Origin of the sequence: Paucibacter sp. M5-1, from assembly GCF_027498415.2 — a bacterium.
Lineage (GTDB): Bacteria > Pseudomonadota > Gammaproteobacteria > Burkholderiales > Burkholderiaceae_C > Roseateles_E.
The window spans coordinates 1,550,144-1,565,267 of sequence record NZ_JAPZLM020000001.1 but is presented as its reverse complement, the minus strand read 5'-3'; the positions used below and the strand labels follow the sequence as shown (position 1 = coordinate 1,565,267).

Here is a 15,124-nt window from a genome sequence, read left to right as displayed (position 1 = left end):
GATTCGGCGCCTTCAGAAACCGCTGCATGACTTGCTCATGCGGCGGTTTTTTCATTGGGCGCCGTGTGTCACAGCCCCTTGAACAAATGCGCAAACATGCGGCTGACCGCCAGCCGCTCCGGTCGTTCGCGCAGATGCAGGCTCAGCCTGCCGGCGTCGTCGCGCACCGCGCGAGTGATCGCCTCGGCACGCACCACCACGCTGCGGTGCACCTGCCAGAACTGTTGCGCGTCGAGCTGGGGCAGCAGCTCGCGCAGCGAGGCGCGTACCAGATGCTCCTTGTCGGCGGTGACAACGCGCACATACTTGTCGGCCGCCTCGAAATAGATCACCTCGCTGACCGGCACCATATGGATGGTCTGGCCGACGCTGACCTGCAGCAGGCGCAGCGGCTGGGCCGCGGGCGCCGGCAGGCCCAGTGCCTCGGGCACGCCGGGTGCAGCCAGCAGCTGGCGCAGCTGGGCCACCGCCGTCATCGCACCGCTGTCGGCGGGGTGCTGTGGTGCCGACAGTGAGGCCTCGCGTTGCCGCAGGGCCGTCTGCAAACGGCTGCAGGTCTGCGCCAGGCGCTCGCGCTGCACGGGTTTGAGCACATAGTCCAGCGCAGCCTGCTCGAAGGCCTTCAGCGCGTACTGATCGTAGGCGGTCACGAAGACCAGCAGCGGGAAGGGCGTGCTGTTCTGATCGCCGTCGGGCCAGTCCTCGGCCAGCGCCTGTGCCACCTCCATCCCCGTCATGCCCGGCATGCGGATGTCCAGGAACAGCACCTGGGGGCGCAGCCGCAGCGCGGCCTCCAGCGCGGCCTCGCCATGGGCGGCCATCGCAACAATCTGAAGCTCGGGCCACAGCGCGGCCAGGTCGGCGCGCAGGCTCTCAGCCAGCAGCAGTTCGTCTTCGGCAATCAGGGCGGTGCAGGTGCTGTTCATGGCGTGGTGTCGGTGAGGGGCAGGGTGATGCTGACCAGAGTGCCGCCGCACTCGTCATGGGCCGGCTCGATGCGCAGCGCGGCGGCGCTGCCGTATTGGGTCGCCAGCCGGGCACGCACCTGCTCAAGGCCGAAGCCGGTGCCCGTCGATGGGCCGGCTTGGCCCAGACCGGCGCCGGTGTCCCGCACCTGCAGCAAGAGCTGACCCCGCTCGTCTTTCGCCGCGCTGATGATCAGCTCGCCACCCTCGATATGGGGCTCCAGCCCGTGCTGGATGGCGTTCTCGACCAGGGGCTGCAGCAGCAGTGGCGGGATAGGCAGCCCCGCCAACTCCTCCGGCAGTATCAGCTGCGGCCGCAGCCGCGCGCCCATGCGCACCTGCATCAGGGCCAGATAGTCGGCCAGCCGGGCGAATTCCTCGCGCAGCGGATGGGCGCCGCTGCGCGAGGCGTTCAAGGTGGCGCGCAGAAAGGCGATCAGCTGGTCCAGCATGGCCTGGGCGCGCGTTGCGTCCAGCGCGATCAGCACGCGCAGATTGGCCAGGGTGTTGAACAGCATATGCGGCTCCAACTGCGATTCCAGCAGGCGCAACTGCATCTCGGCGGCCTGGCGGCGCGCCTGTTCGGCCTCCACCTGGCTGGCATGGAGACGGCCGCGGGCGTAGAAGAAGCCGGTGGCCACGATGGAGGCCAGCAGCGAGACCAGCAGCAAGCCGGCGATCTCGCGCCAATGGCTGTTCCACAGGCTGCGCGTGCGGTAGCCCAGGAGCTGGTCGGCCAGCCCGCTGCCCAGGCTGTAGGCCAGCGGCACGCTGAGCGCCACGCAGCCCAGCATCACCGGCCAGCCGGGCCAGTCGTGCCGATGCGCCTCGCAGCCGGGCCGCAACCGCCGCATCACGGCCGCGCTGAGGGCGCGCGAGGCATCGATCAGCGCCCAGCACATCAGACCTATCGTGATCGAGTAGACCAGGCTGGCCAGCAGATTGTTGCGTGAGAAGCCATAGACCAGCAGGCCGATGCCGGCCGAGAACAAGGTCGTGACGCCGGCCATGCGCAGCGGGTAGGGCAGGCGGCTTGAGAGTCTGTGTATCGAGGGGGGCAGCGGCATGGTGGCCATTGTCGAGCAGGTGAGGCCGACGATCGCCGGCGCTGCGACGACGCGCCCGGAGCGGGCGCGAGCCGCACCGGGCGGGCGCGAGTGGCCCGGCGCCTCACGCACAATGCCGCCCATGCAAGCCTTTGTCCTGACCCCGCCCAGCGCCCCGGCGATCCCGCTGATCATCGACTCGCCGCACAGCGGCCAGCACTATCCGGCCGACTTCGGCAGCCGCCAGCCGCTGAGCGTCTTGCGCGAGGGCGAGGACGCCTTTGTCGAGCGGCTCTACGAAGGCGCGCACAGCCTCGGCGCCACGCTGCTGGCCGCGCAGTTCCCGCGTGCCTATATCGACCCGAACCGGGGCCTGGACGATATCGACCCGGCCATGCTGGACGCCGACTGGCCCGGCGCCGTCACACCCAGCCGCAAGACCGAGCTGGGCATAGGCCTGATCTGGCGCACGATGGGACAGGGTCGCGACATCTATGACCGCCGCCTGACGGTGGCCGAGGTGCAGGCCCGCATCCGCGACTGCTACCGGCCCTACCATCTGGCGCTGCGCCGCCTGCTCGACGACGCCTTGGCGCGGCATGGCCGGCGCTGGCATTTGAACGTGCATTCGATGCCCGACGACTCCTATGCCCAGCTGGGCTTGCCGGAGCGTCAACTGGCCGACTTCGTGCTGGGCAATCTGGACGGCGCCAGCAGCGATGCCGCGACCCTGCTGGTGCTGGCCGAGCCGCTGCGTGCGGCCGGTTATAGCGTGGCCTTCAACGAGCCCTTCAAGGGTGTGACCTTGATTCAGCGCTCCGGCAACCCGGCCGCGCTGTGCCACTCGGTGCAGATCGAGATCAAGCGCTCGCTCTATATGGATGTGGCCAGCCATCAGCCCAACGAAGGCTTTGCGCGCGCCCAGGCCGCGATCCAGGCCATGCTGGCGGCGCTGGCGCGGCACATCAGCGCGTAGGCGGGGTTTCGAGGGCCGGGTGCTCGCGCAACGCCTCGCCCAGATAGTCGATGAACAGGCGCAGCGGTGCCGGCATCTGGCGACGCTCGCGCCAGCAGGCGAAGAACTCGAGCGGCTCGGCCACCGCCTGGGCCTCGTCCTCGGCCAGGAATAGCGGCAGCAGCAGGCCCTGGCGCAGCGGCTCCCGGGCGACAAAGCTGCCGAGCCGGGCGATGCCCATGCCGCCGATGGCCAGCGCGGCCAGCGCGTCGATGTCATTGGCCAGGCAGCTGATCTTCAGCTCGGGCACGATGCGCTCGCCCTCGCGCGTGATGAAAGCCCAGGGCAGCAGCCGACCGTCCACCGGCAGGCGAAAGCCCAGGCAGTCATGCTCTTGCAGCTGCTCCGGCCGGGTCGGCCGCCCGGCGCGCGCCAGGTAGTCGGGCGAGGCGCAGAACAGCATCGGCGCGGTCGCGATGCGCCGCGCGATCAGGCCCGGCTCCAACTGGGCCCGGAAGCGGATGCTGAGATCGAACTCCTCGCGCACATGGTCGACGCTACGGTCGGCCAGCGTCAGCTCCAGTTGGATGCGCGGATGGGCGCGCGCAAACGCCGGCAGCAGCGGCGCGATCAGGTGTCGGCCGAAGGCCACCGAGGCGGCGATGCGCAGCCGCCCACGCGGCTCGCCGCTGAAGGCGGTGACATCGGCGCGCGCCTGCTCCAGTTGGGCCTGCAGATCGCGCACGCGCTGGAAATAGAGCTCGCCGGCTTCGGTCAGCGCCAGTGCCCGCGTGCTGCGGGTCAGCAGCCGCGTGCCCAGCGAGGCCTCCAGCCTGGCGATGGCCTGGCCGGCCGAGGCCGGCGTGATGCCCAGCTGCCGGGCGCTGGCCGCGATGCTGCCGGCCTCCACGGCCTTGACGAAGGCGGCAATGCCGCTGAGGGTGTCCATGCGCCAGATTATGTTGGATCATGGCTGTTGATGGAGGTTGATTCGATGTTTTTGATATCGAGTGAGCAGGGTGCCGATGGGCTTATCAGCCAGGCCCTGCGTGCCTACAGTGGCGCCAATCCCATTTCATTGATGCCTATCTGACCCTTATGAATCACCCCACCTTGTCCAAGATCACGGCCGCACGCGGCCTGCCCAAGCGCTTCACGCCCGCGGTATTCGCCTTCTATATGGCCGGCATCATGGCCATGCTGATGTGCCTGGTCATCGTCGGCGTCAACACCGGGCTCGGCCCGGGCTATCTGAGCCGGGTGCTGGGCACTTATGCGCTGGCCTTTCCGGTGGCGTTCTGCTGCGTGATGCTGGTGCGGCCGCTGGTGTTGAGGCTGGTCGCCGCGACGGTGGCCGACTGAGCTCAGCGGCGCTTCTTCGCGCCGCCGCCCAGGATGCTGCCCAGCACGCCGCGGATGATCTCGCGGCCCACGGTCGAGCCCATCGTGCGCAGCGCCGACTTGGCCGCCGTCTCCGCCAGGCCCTCGCGGCGCCCGCCGCGCGGGCCGGTGGAGCCGAACAGGATGTCCTTGAGACCGCCCATCAGGCCGCCGTCTTCTGCCGTCTGCCCGGGCTTGCCCTGGTTCGTCGCGGCCGTGGCCTCATCGGCCATCGTCGCCTCGGTACGGCCCTTGAGCTTCTCGTAGGCTGACTCGCGGTCCACCAGCTTTTCGTAGACGCCGGCCACCAGCGAACCCTTGATCAGCGCGGCGCGCTGTTCGGCCAAGATCGGCCCGATCTGGCTGCCCGGCGGCAGCACGAAGACCCGCTCGGTGATACCGGGCCGGCCTTTCTCGTCCAGCAGGCTGACCAGGGCCTCGCCCACCGCCAGCTCGGTGATGGCCGCGGCTATGTCCAGCCCTGGCTTGGGCCGCATGGTCTCGGCGGCCGACTTGACGGCCTTCTGGTCACGCGGCGTGAAGGCGCGCAGCGCATGCTGGACCCGGTTGCCCAGCTGGCCCAGCACCGTGTCCGGGATGTCCAGCGGGTTCTGGGTCACGAAATAGACGCCGACGCCCTTGGAGCGCACCAGGCGCACCACCAGCTCGATGCGTTCGACCAGCGCGTCCGGCGCCTCCTTGAACAGCAGATGCGCCTCGTCGAAGAAGAACACCAGCTTGGGCTTCTCCAGGTCACCGACCTCGGGCAGGGTCTCGAACAGCTCGGACAGCATCCACAGCAAAAAGGTCGCGTACAGCCGCGGCGCATTCATCAGCCGGTCTGCCGCCAGGATGTTGATGACGCCCTGGCCGGCCTCGGTCTGCATGAAGTCGGCGATATTGAGCATCGGCTCGCCAAAGAACTGATCGCCGCCCTGGGCCTCGATCTGCAGCAGGCCGCGCTGGATCGCACCGACGCTGGCGGCCGAGACATTGCCGTACTCGGTGGTGAACTGCGCGGCGTTGTCGCCGACATGCTGGAGCATCGCGCGCAAATCCTTCAGGTCCAGCAGCAAGAGGCCTGCATCGTCAGCGATCTTGAAGACCATCTGCAGCACGCCTTGCTGGGTCTCGTTGAGCGCCAGCATGCGGGCCAGCAGCAACGGGCCCATGTCGGAGACGGTGGCGCGCACCGGATGGCCCTGCTCGCCGAATACATCCCACAAGGTGGTGGGGCAGGCGATCGGCGCGGGCGGCTCGATGCCGCGCTCCTTCAGCACCGCCAGCAGCTTCTCACTGGGCTTGCCGGTCTGCGAGATGCCGGTCAGATCGCCCTTGACGTCGGCCATGAAGACCGGCACGCCGAGCTTGGAAAAGCTCTCGGCCAGCGACTGCAGGCTGATGGTCTTGCCGGTGCCGGTGGCGCCGGTGATCAGGCCGTGGCGGTTCGCCAGCGCGGGCAAGAGCTGGCACTCGGTGGCCGCGTTGCGAGCCAGCAGAATCGGGTCGGCCATTGGGGTTCTCCAGGAGATATGGTGGCGGCGGCTAAAATCGCAGTCTATCCAACAAAACATGGAGCCGCCCCCGGCATGCGAAGGGGTGCGCTCGCCAGGAGAAGCAGGCAATGGCAGGGCATTCCAAATGGGCCAATATTCAGCACCGCAAAGGTCGTCAGGACGAGAAGCGCGGCAAGATCTGGACCCGCATCATCCGTGAAATCACCGTCGCGGCCCGCCAGGGCGGCGGTGATGTCAAGGAGAACCCGCGCCTGCGCCTGGCCGTGGACAAGGCCAAGGCCGCGAACATGCCGGCCGACCGCATCAAGTACAACATCGACAAGGCCTCCGGCGCCCTCGAAGGCGTCAATTACGAGGAAATCCGCTACGAAGGCTATGGCTTCGGTGGCGCGGCCATCATCATCGACACGATGACCGACAACCGGGTCCGCACCGTGGCCGAGGTGCGCCACGCCTTCAGCAAGTACGGCGGCAGCATGGGCACCGAGGGCGCGGTGGCCTTCCAGTTCAAGCATTGCGGCCAGCTGATCTTTGCCCCGGGCAGCTCCGAGGACAAGATCATGGAGGTGGCGCTGGAAGCCGGCGCCGACGATGTGATCACCGACGACGATGGCGCCATCGAGGTGCTGACGCCGGCACCGGCCTTCGAGGCCGTCAAGAACGCGCTCGAGGCCGCCGGCCTGAGGCCCGAGGTGGCCGAGGTGACGATGCGGCCGGACAACACGATTGAACTGACGGGCGAGGACGCCGAACGCATGCAAAAACTGCTGGATGTGCTGGAAGACCTGGACGATGTCCAGGATGTGTTCCACAACGCGAGCATCGAGGCCGCATGAAAGTTCTCGTGCTTGGCAACGGCGGCCGTGAACATGCCCTGGCCTGGAAGCTGGCCCAGGGTGAGCGGGTCAGCCAGGTCTTTGTCGCTCCGGGCAATGGCGGCACGGCCCGCGACCCGCTGCTGAAGAATATCCTGATCACCGACGTGAAGGCGCTGGCCGACTTCGCCGAGGCCGAGAAGATCGCGCTGACCGTGGTCGGCCCCGAGGCCTATCTGGCCGCCGGCGTCGTCGACGAGTTCCGCGCCCGCGGCCTGCGCATCTTCGGCCCGACCAAGGCGGCCGCGCAGCTGGAGAGCTCCAAGGCCTTCGCCAAGGACTTCATGAAGCGCCACGGCATCCCGACGGCGGCCTATGAGGTCTTCAGCGACGCGGTGGCAGCCCATGCCTATGTGGATGTGCAGGGTGCGCCTATCGTCATCAAGGCCGACGGCCTGGCGGCTGGCAAGGGCGTGGTCGTCGCGACCAGTCTTGAGCAGGCGCACGAGGCGATCGACTGGATCCTGGCGGACAACAAGCTGGGCGTGGTCCACAACGAAGGCGGCGCGCGCGTCGTCATCGAGCAGTTCCTGAGCGGTGAGGAAGCCAGCTTCATCGTGCTGTGCGACGGCAAGAACGTCGTCTCGCTGGCCACCAGCCAGGATCACAAGCGCTTGCTGGACGGTGACGAGGGCCCCAACACCGGCGGCATGGGTGCCTACTCGCCGGCCCCGGTGGTGACGCCCAATGTGCATGCGAAGGCGATGCACGAGATCATCATGCCCACCATCCAGGGCATGGCCAGAGACGGCATCCCCTTCACCGGTTTTCTCTATGCCGGGCTGATGATCGACGAGCACGGCCAGCCGCGCACGGTCGAGTTCAACACCCGCATGGGCGACCCGGAGACACAGCCCATCATGATGCGGCTCAAGAGCGATCTGCTGGAGGTGCTGCTGCAGGCCACCGACGGCACGCTGGACCAGGTCGAGCTGCAATGGGACCGCCGTGTGGCGCTGGGTGTGGTGATGGCCGCCCACGGCTATCCGCTGTCGCCGCGCAAGGGCGATGCGATCACCGGCCTGCCGGCCGACGCGGAGGATGCGATGGTCTTCCACGCCGGCACGGCCGAGGTCGACGGCCAGTTGCAGACCTCGGGTGGCCGTGTGCTGTGCGTGACGGCGTTGGGCGAGTCGGTGCGCAAGGCGCAGCAACTGGCCTATGACAGCCTGGTCAATATCCAGTTCGAGGGCAAGCAGTTCCGCCGCGACATCGGCCACCGGGCGGTGAAGCGTTGAGCGCGAGCTTCTCCGCCGGGCCGCAAGCCATCTCCGGCGCGATGCCGGTGCAGCCGCAAGGCCATGCGCTGGCACGCTCGCTGCTGCGCCTGGCCGGCTGGCGTCTGCTGTTCGACGGGTTGCCGGGGCCGCAGGGCGTGATCCTGGTCTATCCGCACACCTCGAACTGGGACTTTGTGCTGGGCCTGATGTCCAAATGGGCGCTGGGGCTGGAGCTGCGTTTCTGGGTCAAGAACAGCCTGTTCGGCCTGCCGCTGTTCGGCCGCTGGCTGCGCTGGCTGGGCGGCGTCGCGGTGGAGCGGCGCAGCAAGCAGGGCCTGGTCGGCGGAACGGTGGCGCAGCTGCAGGCGGCGCGCGCCGAGGGGCGCAGCTTCTGGCTGGCCGCCGCGCCCGAGGGCACGCGCTCGCTGAGCGCCGGCTGGCGCTCCGGCGCCTATCAGGTGGCGGTGCAGGCCGGCGTGCCGGTGGGCCTGGCCTACTTCGATTTCGCCAGCAAGACCGTGGGCCTGACCCAGTTCGTGCAACTCAGTGGCAATGCCGAGGCGGACTTTGCGCTGATGGCGCAGTATCTGGCCGGTAAACGTGGCAAACGGCCCGAGCTGGCCAGTCCGGTGAGGCTCAATCCATGATGAACACCTTGGCGGTCCGCGAGTATTTGCTGGGTCTGCAGCAGACCATCGTCTCCAGCTTCGAGGCGGCCGATGGCCAGCCCTTTCTCAGCGACGGCTGGGAGCGCGAGCCCGGCGGCCGGCTGGAGGGCGATGGCCTGACCCAGCTGATCGAGAACGGCGCACTGCTGGAGCGCGGCGGCTGCAATTTCTCGCATGTGCGGGGTCGGGTCTTGCCGCCCTCGGCCACCCAGCACCGGCCCGAGCTGGCCGGCTCGCCCTTCGAGGCCATGGGCGTCTCGCTGGTGATGCACCCGCACAACCCCTTTGTGCCGACCGTGCACATGAATGTGCGCATGTTCGCGGCGCTGCCGGCGGACCGTGCGCCGGTGGTCTGGTTCGGCGGTGGCATGGACCTGACGCCCTACTACGGCTTCGAGCGCGATGCGCAGCATTTCCATCGTACCTGCGAGGCGGCCCTGAAGCCGCATGGCGAGCAGCTCTATCCGCGTTTCAAGACCTGGTGCGACGAGTACTTTTTCCTGAAGCATCGCAACGAGCCGCGTGGCATCGGCGGCATCTTCTTCGATGATTATGCGGACGGCGGTTTCGAGGCCGCGTTCGCGATGCTGCGCTCGGTCGGCGATGCCTTCCTGCCCGCTTATATGCCCATCGTCGAACGCCGCCAGGGCCTGCCCTATACCGAGCGCGAGCGCGACTTCCAGGCCTACCGGCGCGGCCGCTATGTCGAGTTCAACCTGGTTTTCGACCGTGGCACCCTGTTCGGCCTGCAGTCGGGTGGGCGCACAGAATCGATCCTGATGTCGATGCCGCCCATCGTCAAATGGCGCTATCAGTACGCGCCCGAGCCCGGCACCCTGGAGGCCAAGCTGTACACGGACTTCCTGCGTCCACGCGACTGGGCCCATGAGCAGGCCGGGCATTTATGGCTTTGAAGACCGGGCTGTTCGGCGGCAGCTTCGACCCGGTCCATCTGGCCCATCTGAGCCTGGCACGCTGCGCACTGGAGCAACTGGGCCTGGACCAGCTGCTGTGGCTGCCGGCCGGTCGGCCCTGGCAGAAATTGCAGGACGGGGCGGGGCGGGGCCTGGCCTCGCCCGAACACCGGCGCGCGATGGTCGCGCTGATGGTGGCGGGTGAGCCGCGTTTCGCGGTCGACGACAGCGAGCTGGAGCGCGACGGCGCCAGCTACACGATAGACACGGTGCGCGCGCGGCTGGCGGCCCGGCCCGATGAGCAGCTGTTCCTGCTGATCGGCCAGGACCAGTACGCGCGGCTGCACACCTGGCGCGAATGGCGCGAGCTGCTGGGCCTGGTCACCCTGGCGGTGGCGGCGCGCGACGGCCAGGCCATCCAGGCTTCGGCCGAGCTGCAGGGTCAGCCGCACCGGATGCTGAGGCTGGCGATGCCGGCCCTGGCTTATTCATCAACCCAAGTGCGCGACATGGCGTCGCGTGGCGAGGACATACGCCCCATGGTGGGCGAGGCGGTAGCGGGTTATATTGCCCTCCATCGTCTTTACGAGGCTGCGGCCCAAAGAAGCGAGAACTGAATGGACATTCGTAAACTGCAACGTGCCATCGTCGATGGTCTGGAAGACGTGAAGGCCCAGAACATCGTGGTCTTCAACACCGAGCATCTGTCGCCCTTGTTCGAGCGCGTGATCATCGCCTCGGGCACCAGCAACCGCCAGACCAAGGCCCTCGCGTCCAGCGTGCGCGTGACGGTCAAGGAACGCGGCATGGACGTGATGCGCATGGAAGGTGAGGAGAACGGTGAGTGGATCATCGTCGACTGCGGCGCCGCCGTCGTCCATGTGATGCAGCCCGCGATCCGCGACTACTACCACCTCGAAGAGATCTGGGGCGACAAGCCGGTCAAGCTCAAGCTCGGCGACAGCGAGACCAAGCTGGTCAAGGCCTCCGAAGACGAGGCCCCGGCCAAGAAGCCGGCTGCGAAGAAGACGACAGCCAAGGCTGCGCCTGCGGCCGTCAAGAAGCCTGCCGCGAAGAAGACCTCGGCGACCGCCAAGCCTGCTGCCAAGAAGGCCGTGCCGGCGAAGAAGGGCGTGACCCGCACCGTTGGCGTCAAGACCACAACGGCCACCAAGGCCCCGGCCGTCAAGACCATCAAGGTCGGCACGCCTAAGCCTGCCGCCAAGAAGACCGCCGCGAAAACCGCTGCGAAGGCGGCTGCCCGCCCGGCAGCGAAGAAGGCCGCCCCGGTGAAGGCTGCGGCCAAGAAGGCCGCCCGCGCCTGATGCGGCTGCTGCTGGTGGCCGTGGGCCAGCGCCAGCCGGCCTGGGCCGACACGGCTTACGAGGAGTTCGCCAAGCGCTTCCCGCCCGAGATGCGGCTGGAACTGAAGGCCGTCAAGGCCGAGCCGCGCACCGCCGGCAAGAGCACCGAGCAGCTGATGGCGGCCGAAGCCCAGCGTTTGGAGGCCGCGCTGCCCAAGAGCGTGCGCCGTGTCATCCTCGATGAACGCGGCGACCGTGTCACCACCGTGCAGCTGGCGCAGCGCCTGGAGCGCTGGAAGGGCGATGGCCGCGATGTGGCCATCTTCATCGGCGGCCCCGACGGCCTCGACCCGGCGCTGAAGGCCACGGCCGACGAGACGCTGCGCCTGTCCGACCTGACCCTGCCGCACGCTTTTGTGCGCGTGCTGCTGGCCGAGGCGCTGTACCGCGCCTGGTCGGTGATGGCCGGCCATCCCTATCACCGTGAGTGAGCGCGCCCCGATGATTTATCTCGCTTCGCAAAGCCCGCGCCGCCGCCAATTGCTCGATCAGCTGGGCGTCTCCCATGAGCTGCTGCTGCCCGGCGCTGACGAGGATGCCGAGGCGCTGGAGGCCGAGCAGGCTGGCGAGCTGCCCGAGGCCTATGTGCGGCGCGCGACGCAGAACAAGCTCAATGCGGCGGTGCTGCGGCGCGCCGCACGCGGCCTGCCCGCAGCGCCCATCCTGTGCTCGGACACCACGGTGGCGCTGGGCACGGCCATCCTCGGCAAGCCGGCCGACGCCGAGCATGCGCTGGCCATGCTCAAGCGTTTGTCCGGCCACACGCATCGCGTGCTGACGGCGGTGGCGCTGGCCTGGGGCGATGGTCAGCAGGCGCTGAGTGTCAGTGTTTCCCATGTGCGCTTTGCCGCCGTGCCCGACGCGCTGCTGCAGCGCTACGTGGCCAGCGGCGAGCCGATGGGTAAGGCCGGGGCCTATGCGATCCAGAGCCAGATAGCAGGATGGATCGAACACATCGACGGCTCATATTCAGGCATCATGGGTCTGCCCTTGTTCGAGACCGCCCAGCTCTTGCGCGGCGCCGGTTTCGAGCTCTGAGGACCGAGTCTTGTCGCCAGGCCGCGCGCCTGCCGACAGTGCTTGACCGGGGACACAGAGCCCCGGTTATGGAGACACAAGCTATGGAAGATATTCTGATCAACTGGTCTCCGCAGGAGACCCGGGTGGCCGTGGTCGAAAACGGCTCGGTGCAGGAGCTGCACATCGAACGCACGCTGGAGCGCGGCCTGGTGGGCAATGTCTACTCGGGCAAGGTCGCGCGGGTGCTGCCGGGCATGCAGTCGGCCTTCATCGACATCGGCCTGGAGCGGGCGGCCTTTCTGCATGTGGCCGATCTGCATGTCGCCGGTGTCAGCCCGCGCAGCCATCATGCCGAGGCGGGCACGGCGGTGCCGATCGAGCGCCTGGTGTTCGAGGGTCAGGCCTTGACCGTGCAGGTGATCAAGGACCCGATCGGCACCAAGGGCGCGCGGCTGTCGACCCAGATCAGCATCGCCGGCCGCATGCTGGTCCATCTGCCGCAGGACGACCATATCGGCATCTCGCAGAAGATCGGTTCGCCCGAGGCGCGCGAGGCTTTGCGCGCGCGCATGCAGGCCCTGGTCGGCACGCCGGCTGACAACGGCGGCGGCAGCGGTGGCGGTGGCTTCATCCTGCGCACCAACGCCGAGGATGCCAGCGACGAGGAACTGGCCACCGACATCGCCTATCTGCGCAAGACCTGGGCGCTGATCCGCGAGCGCGCGCACCGCTCGCCGCCCGGCACCTTGCTGCACCAGGACCTGAGCCTGGTCGAGCGGGTGCTGCGCGATCTGGTCAGCGAGCGCACCGGCTCGATCCGCATCGACTCGAAGATGCAGTACGAGGTGCTGCATGCCTTCGGCGAGCTCTATATGCCGGCAGCGACCGCCAAGCTCGAGCATTACCGTGGCGAGCGGCCAATCTTCGATCTGAACAATATCGATGCCGAGCTGGTGCGGGCGCTGGCGCGCCGCGTCGATCTGAAGTCGGGCGGCTATCTGATCGTCGACCAGACCGAGGCGATGACCACGGTGGATGTCAACACCGGCGGCTTCGTCGGCGCGCGCAATTTCGACGACACCATCTTCAAGACCAATCTGGAGGCGGCCGGCGCGATCGCCCGCCAGCTGCGTCTGCGCAATCTGGGTGGCATCATCATCGTCGACTTCATCGACATGACGCGCGAGGAGCACAAGAGCGCGGTGCTCAGCGAGTTCCGCAAGCAGCTCAGCAAGGACCGCACCAAGGTCACGGTGGGCGGCTTCACCCAGCTGGGCCTGGTCGAGATGACGCGCAAGCGCACCCGCGAATCGCTGGCCCGCATGCTGTGCGAACCCTGCCCGACCTGCGAGGGCCGCGGCCAGATCAAGACCGCGCGCAGCGTCTGCTACGACATCATGCGCGAGATCCTGCGCGAGGCGCGCCAGTTCTCACCTAAGGAATTCCGCGTCGTCGCTGCTGCCAATGTGGTCGAGATGCTGCTGGACGAGGAGAGCCAGCATCTGGCCGGCCTGTCGGACTTCATCGGCAAGCCCATCTCGCTGACCGCCGAGCCGGCCAACCAGACCGAGCATTACGACATCGTGCTGCTCTGAGCATCGGGCGATGCGACTGAAGGCCATCGAGGTGTTCAATGCGGTGATGCTGACTGGCACGGTCAGCGGCGCCGCGCGGCTGCTGCATGTGACCCAGCCGGCCGTGACCCAGGCGCTGCAGCATGCCGAGCAGCAGCTCGGCTATGTGCTGTTCACCCGCCAGCGCCAGCGCCTCGTGCCTACGCGCGAAGCCCTGGCGCTGTATCCCGAGGTGCAGCGCCTGATGTCTCAGCTGGAGTCGGTGCGCCGGCTGGCGGTGGCGCTGGGCGGCGGGGCCGACAGCGAGCTGCGTGTGCTGGTGGTGCCTTCGCTGGCGGTGCGGGCCTTGCCGGATGCCTTGCAGCGTTTCCGGGCCCGTTACCCGGACATGCCGGTGTCCATACGCAGCCTGCACTCAAACGAGATCGCCCGTGCGATCGCGCTGCAGGAGGGCGATGTGGGCATCGTCTACGGCAGCCCGGGCCATGCGGCCGTGCACGAGGAACTGGTGGCCACCGGCCGCCTGGTCTGCGTCTCGCGGGTTGGCGGTGCCGGCGCCGACAAGCGCGCGACCGTGACGATGGAGGAGGTCTTGCGCGCGCCCTTGATACGCATCGACGAGCGCGATCCCCTGGGCGCGATGCTGGCCGATCAATGGGCGCGGCTGGAGATGGCGCCGCAGGCCGGCATCACGGTGCAGACCCACCATATCGCGATGGTGCTGGCCGAGCAGGGCTTCGGCCCGGCCATCATCGACTCCTTCACCGCCCAGGCCAGCCAGAGCGACACGCTGCATGTGCGCGCCTTGCTGCCCGAGGTGCCGGTCGAGGTGCGGGCGCTGCTGCCACAAGGCCTGCGCTCGCCGCAGCCGGTGGCGGACTTTATTGCGGCGTTTCGTGAAGTGACGGACGCTGGCTCAAGGACCAGCTGACCGCGCGGCGCGCCAGCGCGGCCGTGGCATCGATCACCGGCACCGGCGCGTTCGCAGTCGTCAAGACCAAGGGGATCTCGGTGCAGCCGAGCACCAGGGCCGCCGCACCGCGCCGCTGCAACGCCGTCGCCGCGCGCAGCAGCAGCGCGGATGCTTCGCCCAGCCGTCCGGCCTTGACAGCCTGGATGCCCGGCATCACCCAGTCCAGCATCTCGCTGGCCGTGGGCAGCAGCCATTGCACCTGCTGCGAGGCCGGGCGGTTCAGGTAGAGGCCCGAGGCCAGGGTCGCGTCGGTGGCCAGCAGGCCGATGCGCGCGCTGAGCCCGGCGCTGGCCACCGCGTCTTCCAGCGCCGCATCGACCAGATGCAGCATCGGCAGGCCCAGCGCGGCCTGCAGCTCATCGAACCACAGATGGGCGGTGTTGCAGGGCATCACGACCAGGCCGGCACCGGCATCGCGCAGGCGCCGGCCGCTGGCCAGCATGGCCGCCAGCGGCGAGTCGCCCTCGCCACGGAAGGCCTCGGTGCGGTCCGGCACCTGGGGGATGGAGCTCAGCACCACCGGCACATGCTCCTGGTCGCGCGCGGCCGGCGTGGCCGCCAGCATCTTGTGCATGAAGTCCAGCGAAGCCAGCGGCCCCATGCCGCCCAGCACACCCACCACATCGGTATCTACAACTGCAAGCATCGGGGTT

Annotated in this window: 17 protein-coding genes; 12 read left to right on the top strand and 5 right to left on the bottom strand. The window is 68.2% G+C overall.

Annotation, left to right across the window (positions count from 1 at the left end):
• Positions 1 to 68 precede the first annotated feature (68 nt).
• Positions 69 to 926 carry a LytR/AlgR family response regulator transcription factor gene (locus tag O5M90_RS07295; RefSeq protein WP_269840523.1) on the bottom strand — a complete coding sequence of 286 codons (858 nt, stop codon included), beginning with the start codon at positions 924 to 926 and terminating at the stop codon, positions 69 to 71.
• Entirely contained in the window at positions 923 to 2,032 is a 1,110-nt protein-coding gene (locus O5M90_RS07290; protein WP_269840522.1) for a sensor histidine kinase, read from the bottom strand. The genes O5M90_RS07295 and O5M90_RS07290 overlap by 4 nt, the downstream gene beginning before the upstream one ends.
• Before the next feature lie 121 nt (positions 2,033 to 2,153).
• On the opposite strand from O5M90_RS07290, the gene O5M90_RS07285 reads away from it, so the two are divergent.
• On the top strand, positions 2,154 to 2,987 hold the full coding sequence (locus tag O5M90_RS07285; RefSeq protein ID WP_269840521.1) for an N-formylglutamate amidohydrolase: 834 nt from the start codon (positions 2,154 to 2,156) through the stop codon (positions 2,985 to 2,987).
• On the opposite strand, the gene O5M90_RS07280 is transcribed toward O5M90_RS07285, so the two are convergent.
• Positions 2,977 to 3,915, bottom strand: a complete 939-nt coding sequence (locus tag O5M90_RS07280; protein WP_269840520.1) for a LysR family transcriptional regulator — start codon at positions 3,913 to 3,915, stop codon at positions 2,977 to 2,979. The genes O5M90_RS07285 and O5M90_RS07280 overlap by 11 nt on opposite strands.
• Positions 3,916 to 4,064: 149 nt before the next feature.
• Between O5M90_RS07280 and O5M90_RS07275 the strand changes: the two genes are divergently transcribed.
• Positions 4,065 to 4,328: a DUF2798 domain-containing protein gene (locus O5M90_RS07275; protein ID WP_262969496.1), complete on the top strand. Its 264-nt coding sequence runs from the start codon at positions 4,065 to 4,067 to the stop codon at positions 4,326 to 4,328.
• 2 nt (positions 4,329 to 4,330) lie between these two features.
• Here O5M90_RS07275 and O5M90_RS07270 read toward each other — a convergent pair whose 3' ends face one another.
• Complete coding sequence (locus O5M90_RS07270; RefSeq protein ID WP_269840519.1) at positions 4,331 to 5,860, bottom strand: helicase HerA-like domain-containing protein; 1,530 nt, start codon at positions 5,858 to 5,860, stop codon at positions 4,331 to 4,333.
• A 110-nt stretch (positions 5,861 to 5,970) separates the two neighbouring features.
• On the opposite strand from O5M90_RS07270, the gene O5M90_RS07265 reads away from it, so the two are divergent.
• The 10 genes from O5M90_RS07265 to O5M90_RS07220 all read left to right on the top strand — a co-directional run bounded on the left by O5M90_RS07265 (position 5,971) and on the right by O5M90_RS07220 (position 14,429).
• Positions 5,971 to 6,699, top strand: a complete 729-nt coding sequence (locus tag O5M90_RS07265; protein ID WP_269840518.1) for a YebC/PmpR family DNA-binding transcriptional regulator — start codon at positions 5,971 to 5,973, stop codon at positions 6,697 to 6,699.
• Positions 6,696 to 7,976, top strand: a complete 1,281-nt coding sequence (gene purD / locus O5M90_RS07260) for a phosphoribosylamine--glycine ligase (protein WP_269840517.1) — start codon at positions 6,696 to 6,698, stop codon at positions 7,974 to 7,976. The genes O5M90_RS07265 and purD overlap by 4 nt, the downstream gene beginning before the upstream one ends.
• Positions 7,973 to 8,605, top strand: a complete 633-nt coding sequence (locus O5M90_RS07255; RefSeq protein ID WP_269840516.1) for a 1-acyl-sn-glycerol-3-phosphate acyltransferase — start codon at positions 7,973 to 7,975, stop codon at positions 8,603 to 8,605. Before purD ends, O5M90_RS07255 begins: the two co-directional genes overlap by 4 nt.
• Complete coding sequence (gene hemF, locus O5M90_RS07250; protein ID WP_137941916.1) at positions 8,605 to 9,540, top strand: oxygen-dependent coproporphyrinogen oxidase; 936 nt, start codon at positions 8,605 to 8,607, stop codon at positions 9,538 to 9,540. The genes O5M90_RS07255 and hemF overlap by 1 nt, the downstream gene beginning before the upstream one ends.
• Complete coding sequence (gene nadD / locus O5M90_RS07245) at positions 9,531 to 10,157, top strand: nicotinate-nucleotide adenylyltransferase (RefSeq protein ID WP_269840515.1); 627 nt, start codon at positions 9,531 to 9,533, stop codon at positions 10,155 to 10,157. Before hemF ends, nadD begins: the two co-directional genes overlap by 10 nt.
• The gene (gene rsfS, locus O5M90_RS07240; RefSeq protein ID WP_269840514.1) at positions 10,158 to 10,865 is read left to right on the top strand and encodes a ribosome silencing factor; all 708 of its coding nucleotides are present in this window, start codon (positions 10,158 to 10,160) and stop codon (positions 10,863 to 10,865) included. It abuts the gene before it with no gap.
• Entirely contained in the window at positions 10,865 to 11,335 is a 471-nt protein-coding gene (rlmH, locus tag O5M90_RS07235) for a 23S rRNA (pseudouridine(1915)-N(3))-methyltransferase RlmH (protein WP_269840513.1), read from the top strand. Before rsfS ends, rlmH begins: the two co-directional genes overlap by 1 nt.
• A gap of 10 nt (positions 11,336 to 11,345) precedes the next feature.
• Positions 11,346 to 11,942 (top strand): Maf family protein, encoded by a 597-nt coding sequence (locus tag O5M90_RS07230; protein WP_269840648.1) that lies wholly within the window; start codon positions 11,346 to 11,348, stop codon positions 11,940 to 11,942.
• A gap of 83 nt (positions 11,943 to 12,025) precedes the next feature.
• A complete protein-coding gene (gene rng / locus O5M90_RS07225) occupies positions 12,026 to 13,519 on the top strand; it encodes a ribonuclease G (RefSeq protein WP_137941842.1) in 1,494 nt (497 codons plus the stop codon).
• A 10-nt stretch (positions 13,520 to 13,529) separates the two neighbouring features.
• A complete protein-coding gene (locus tag O5M90_RS07220; protein ID WP_269840512.1) occupies positions 13,530 to 14,429 on the top strand; it encodes a LysR family transcriptional regulator in 900 nt (299 codons plus the stop codon).
• Here the strand turns inward: O5M90_RS07220 and O5M90_RS07215 are convergent.
• Positions 14,380 to 15,117 (bottom strand): aspartate/glutamate racemase family protein, encoded by a 738-nt coding sequence (locus O5M90_RS07215; protein WP_137941844.1) that lies wholly within the window; start codon positions 15,115 to 15,117, stop codon positions 14,380 to 14,382. The genes O5M90_RS07220 and O5M90_RS07215 overlap by 50 nt on opposite strands.
• Positions 15,118 to 15,124 lie beyond the last annotated feature (7 nt).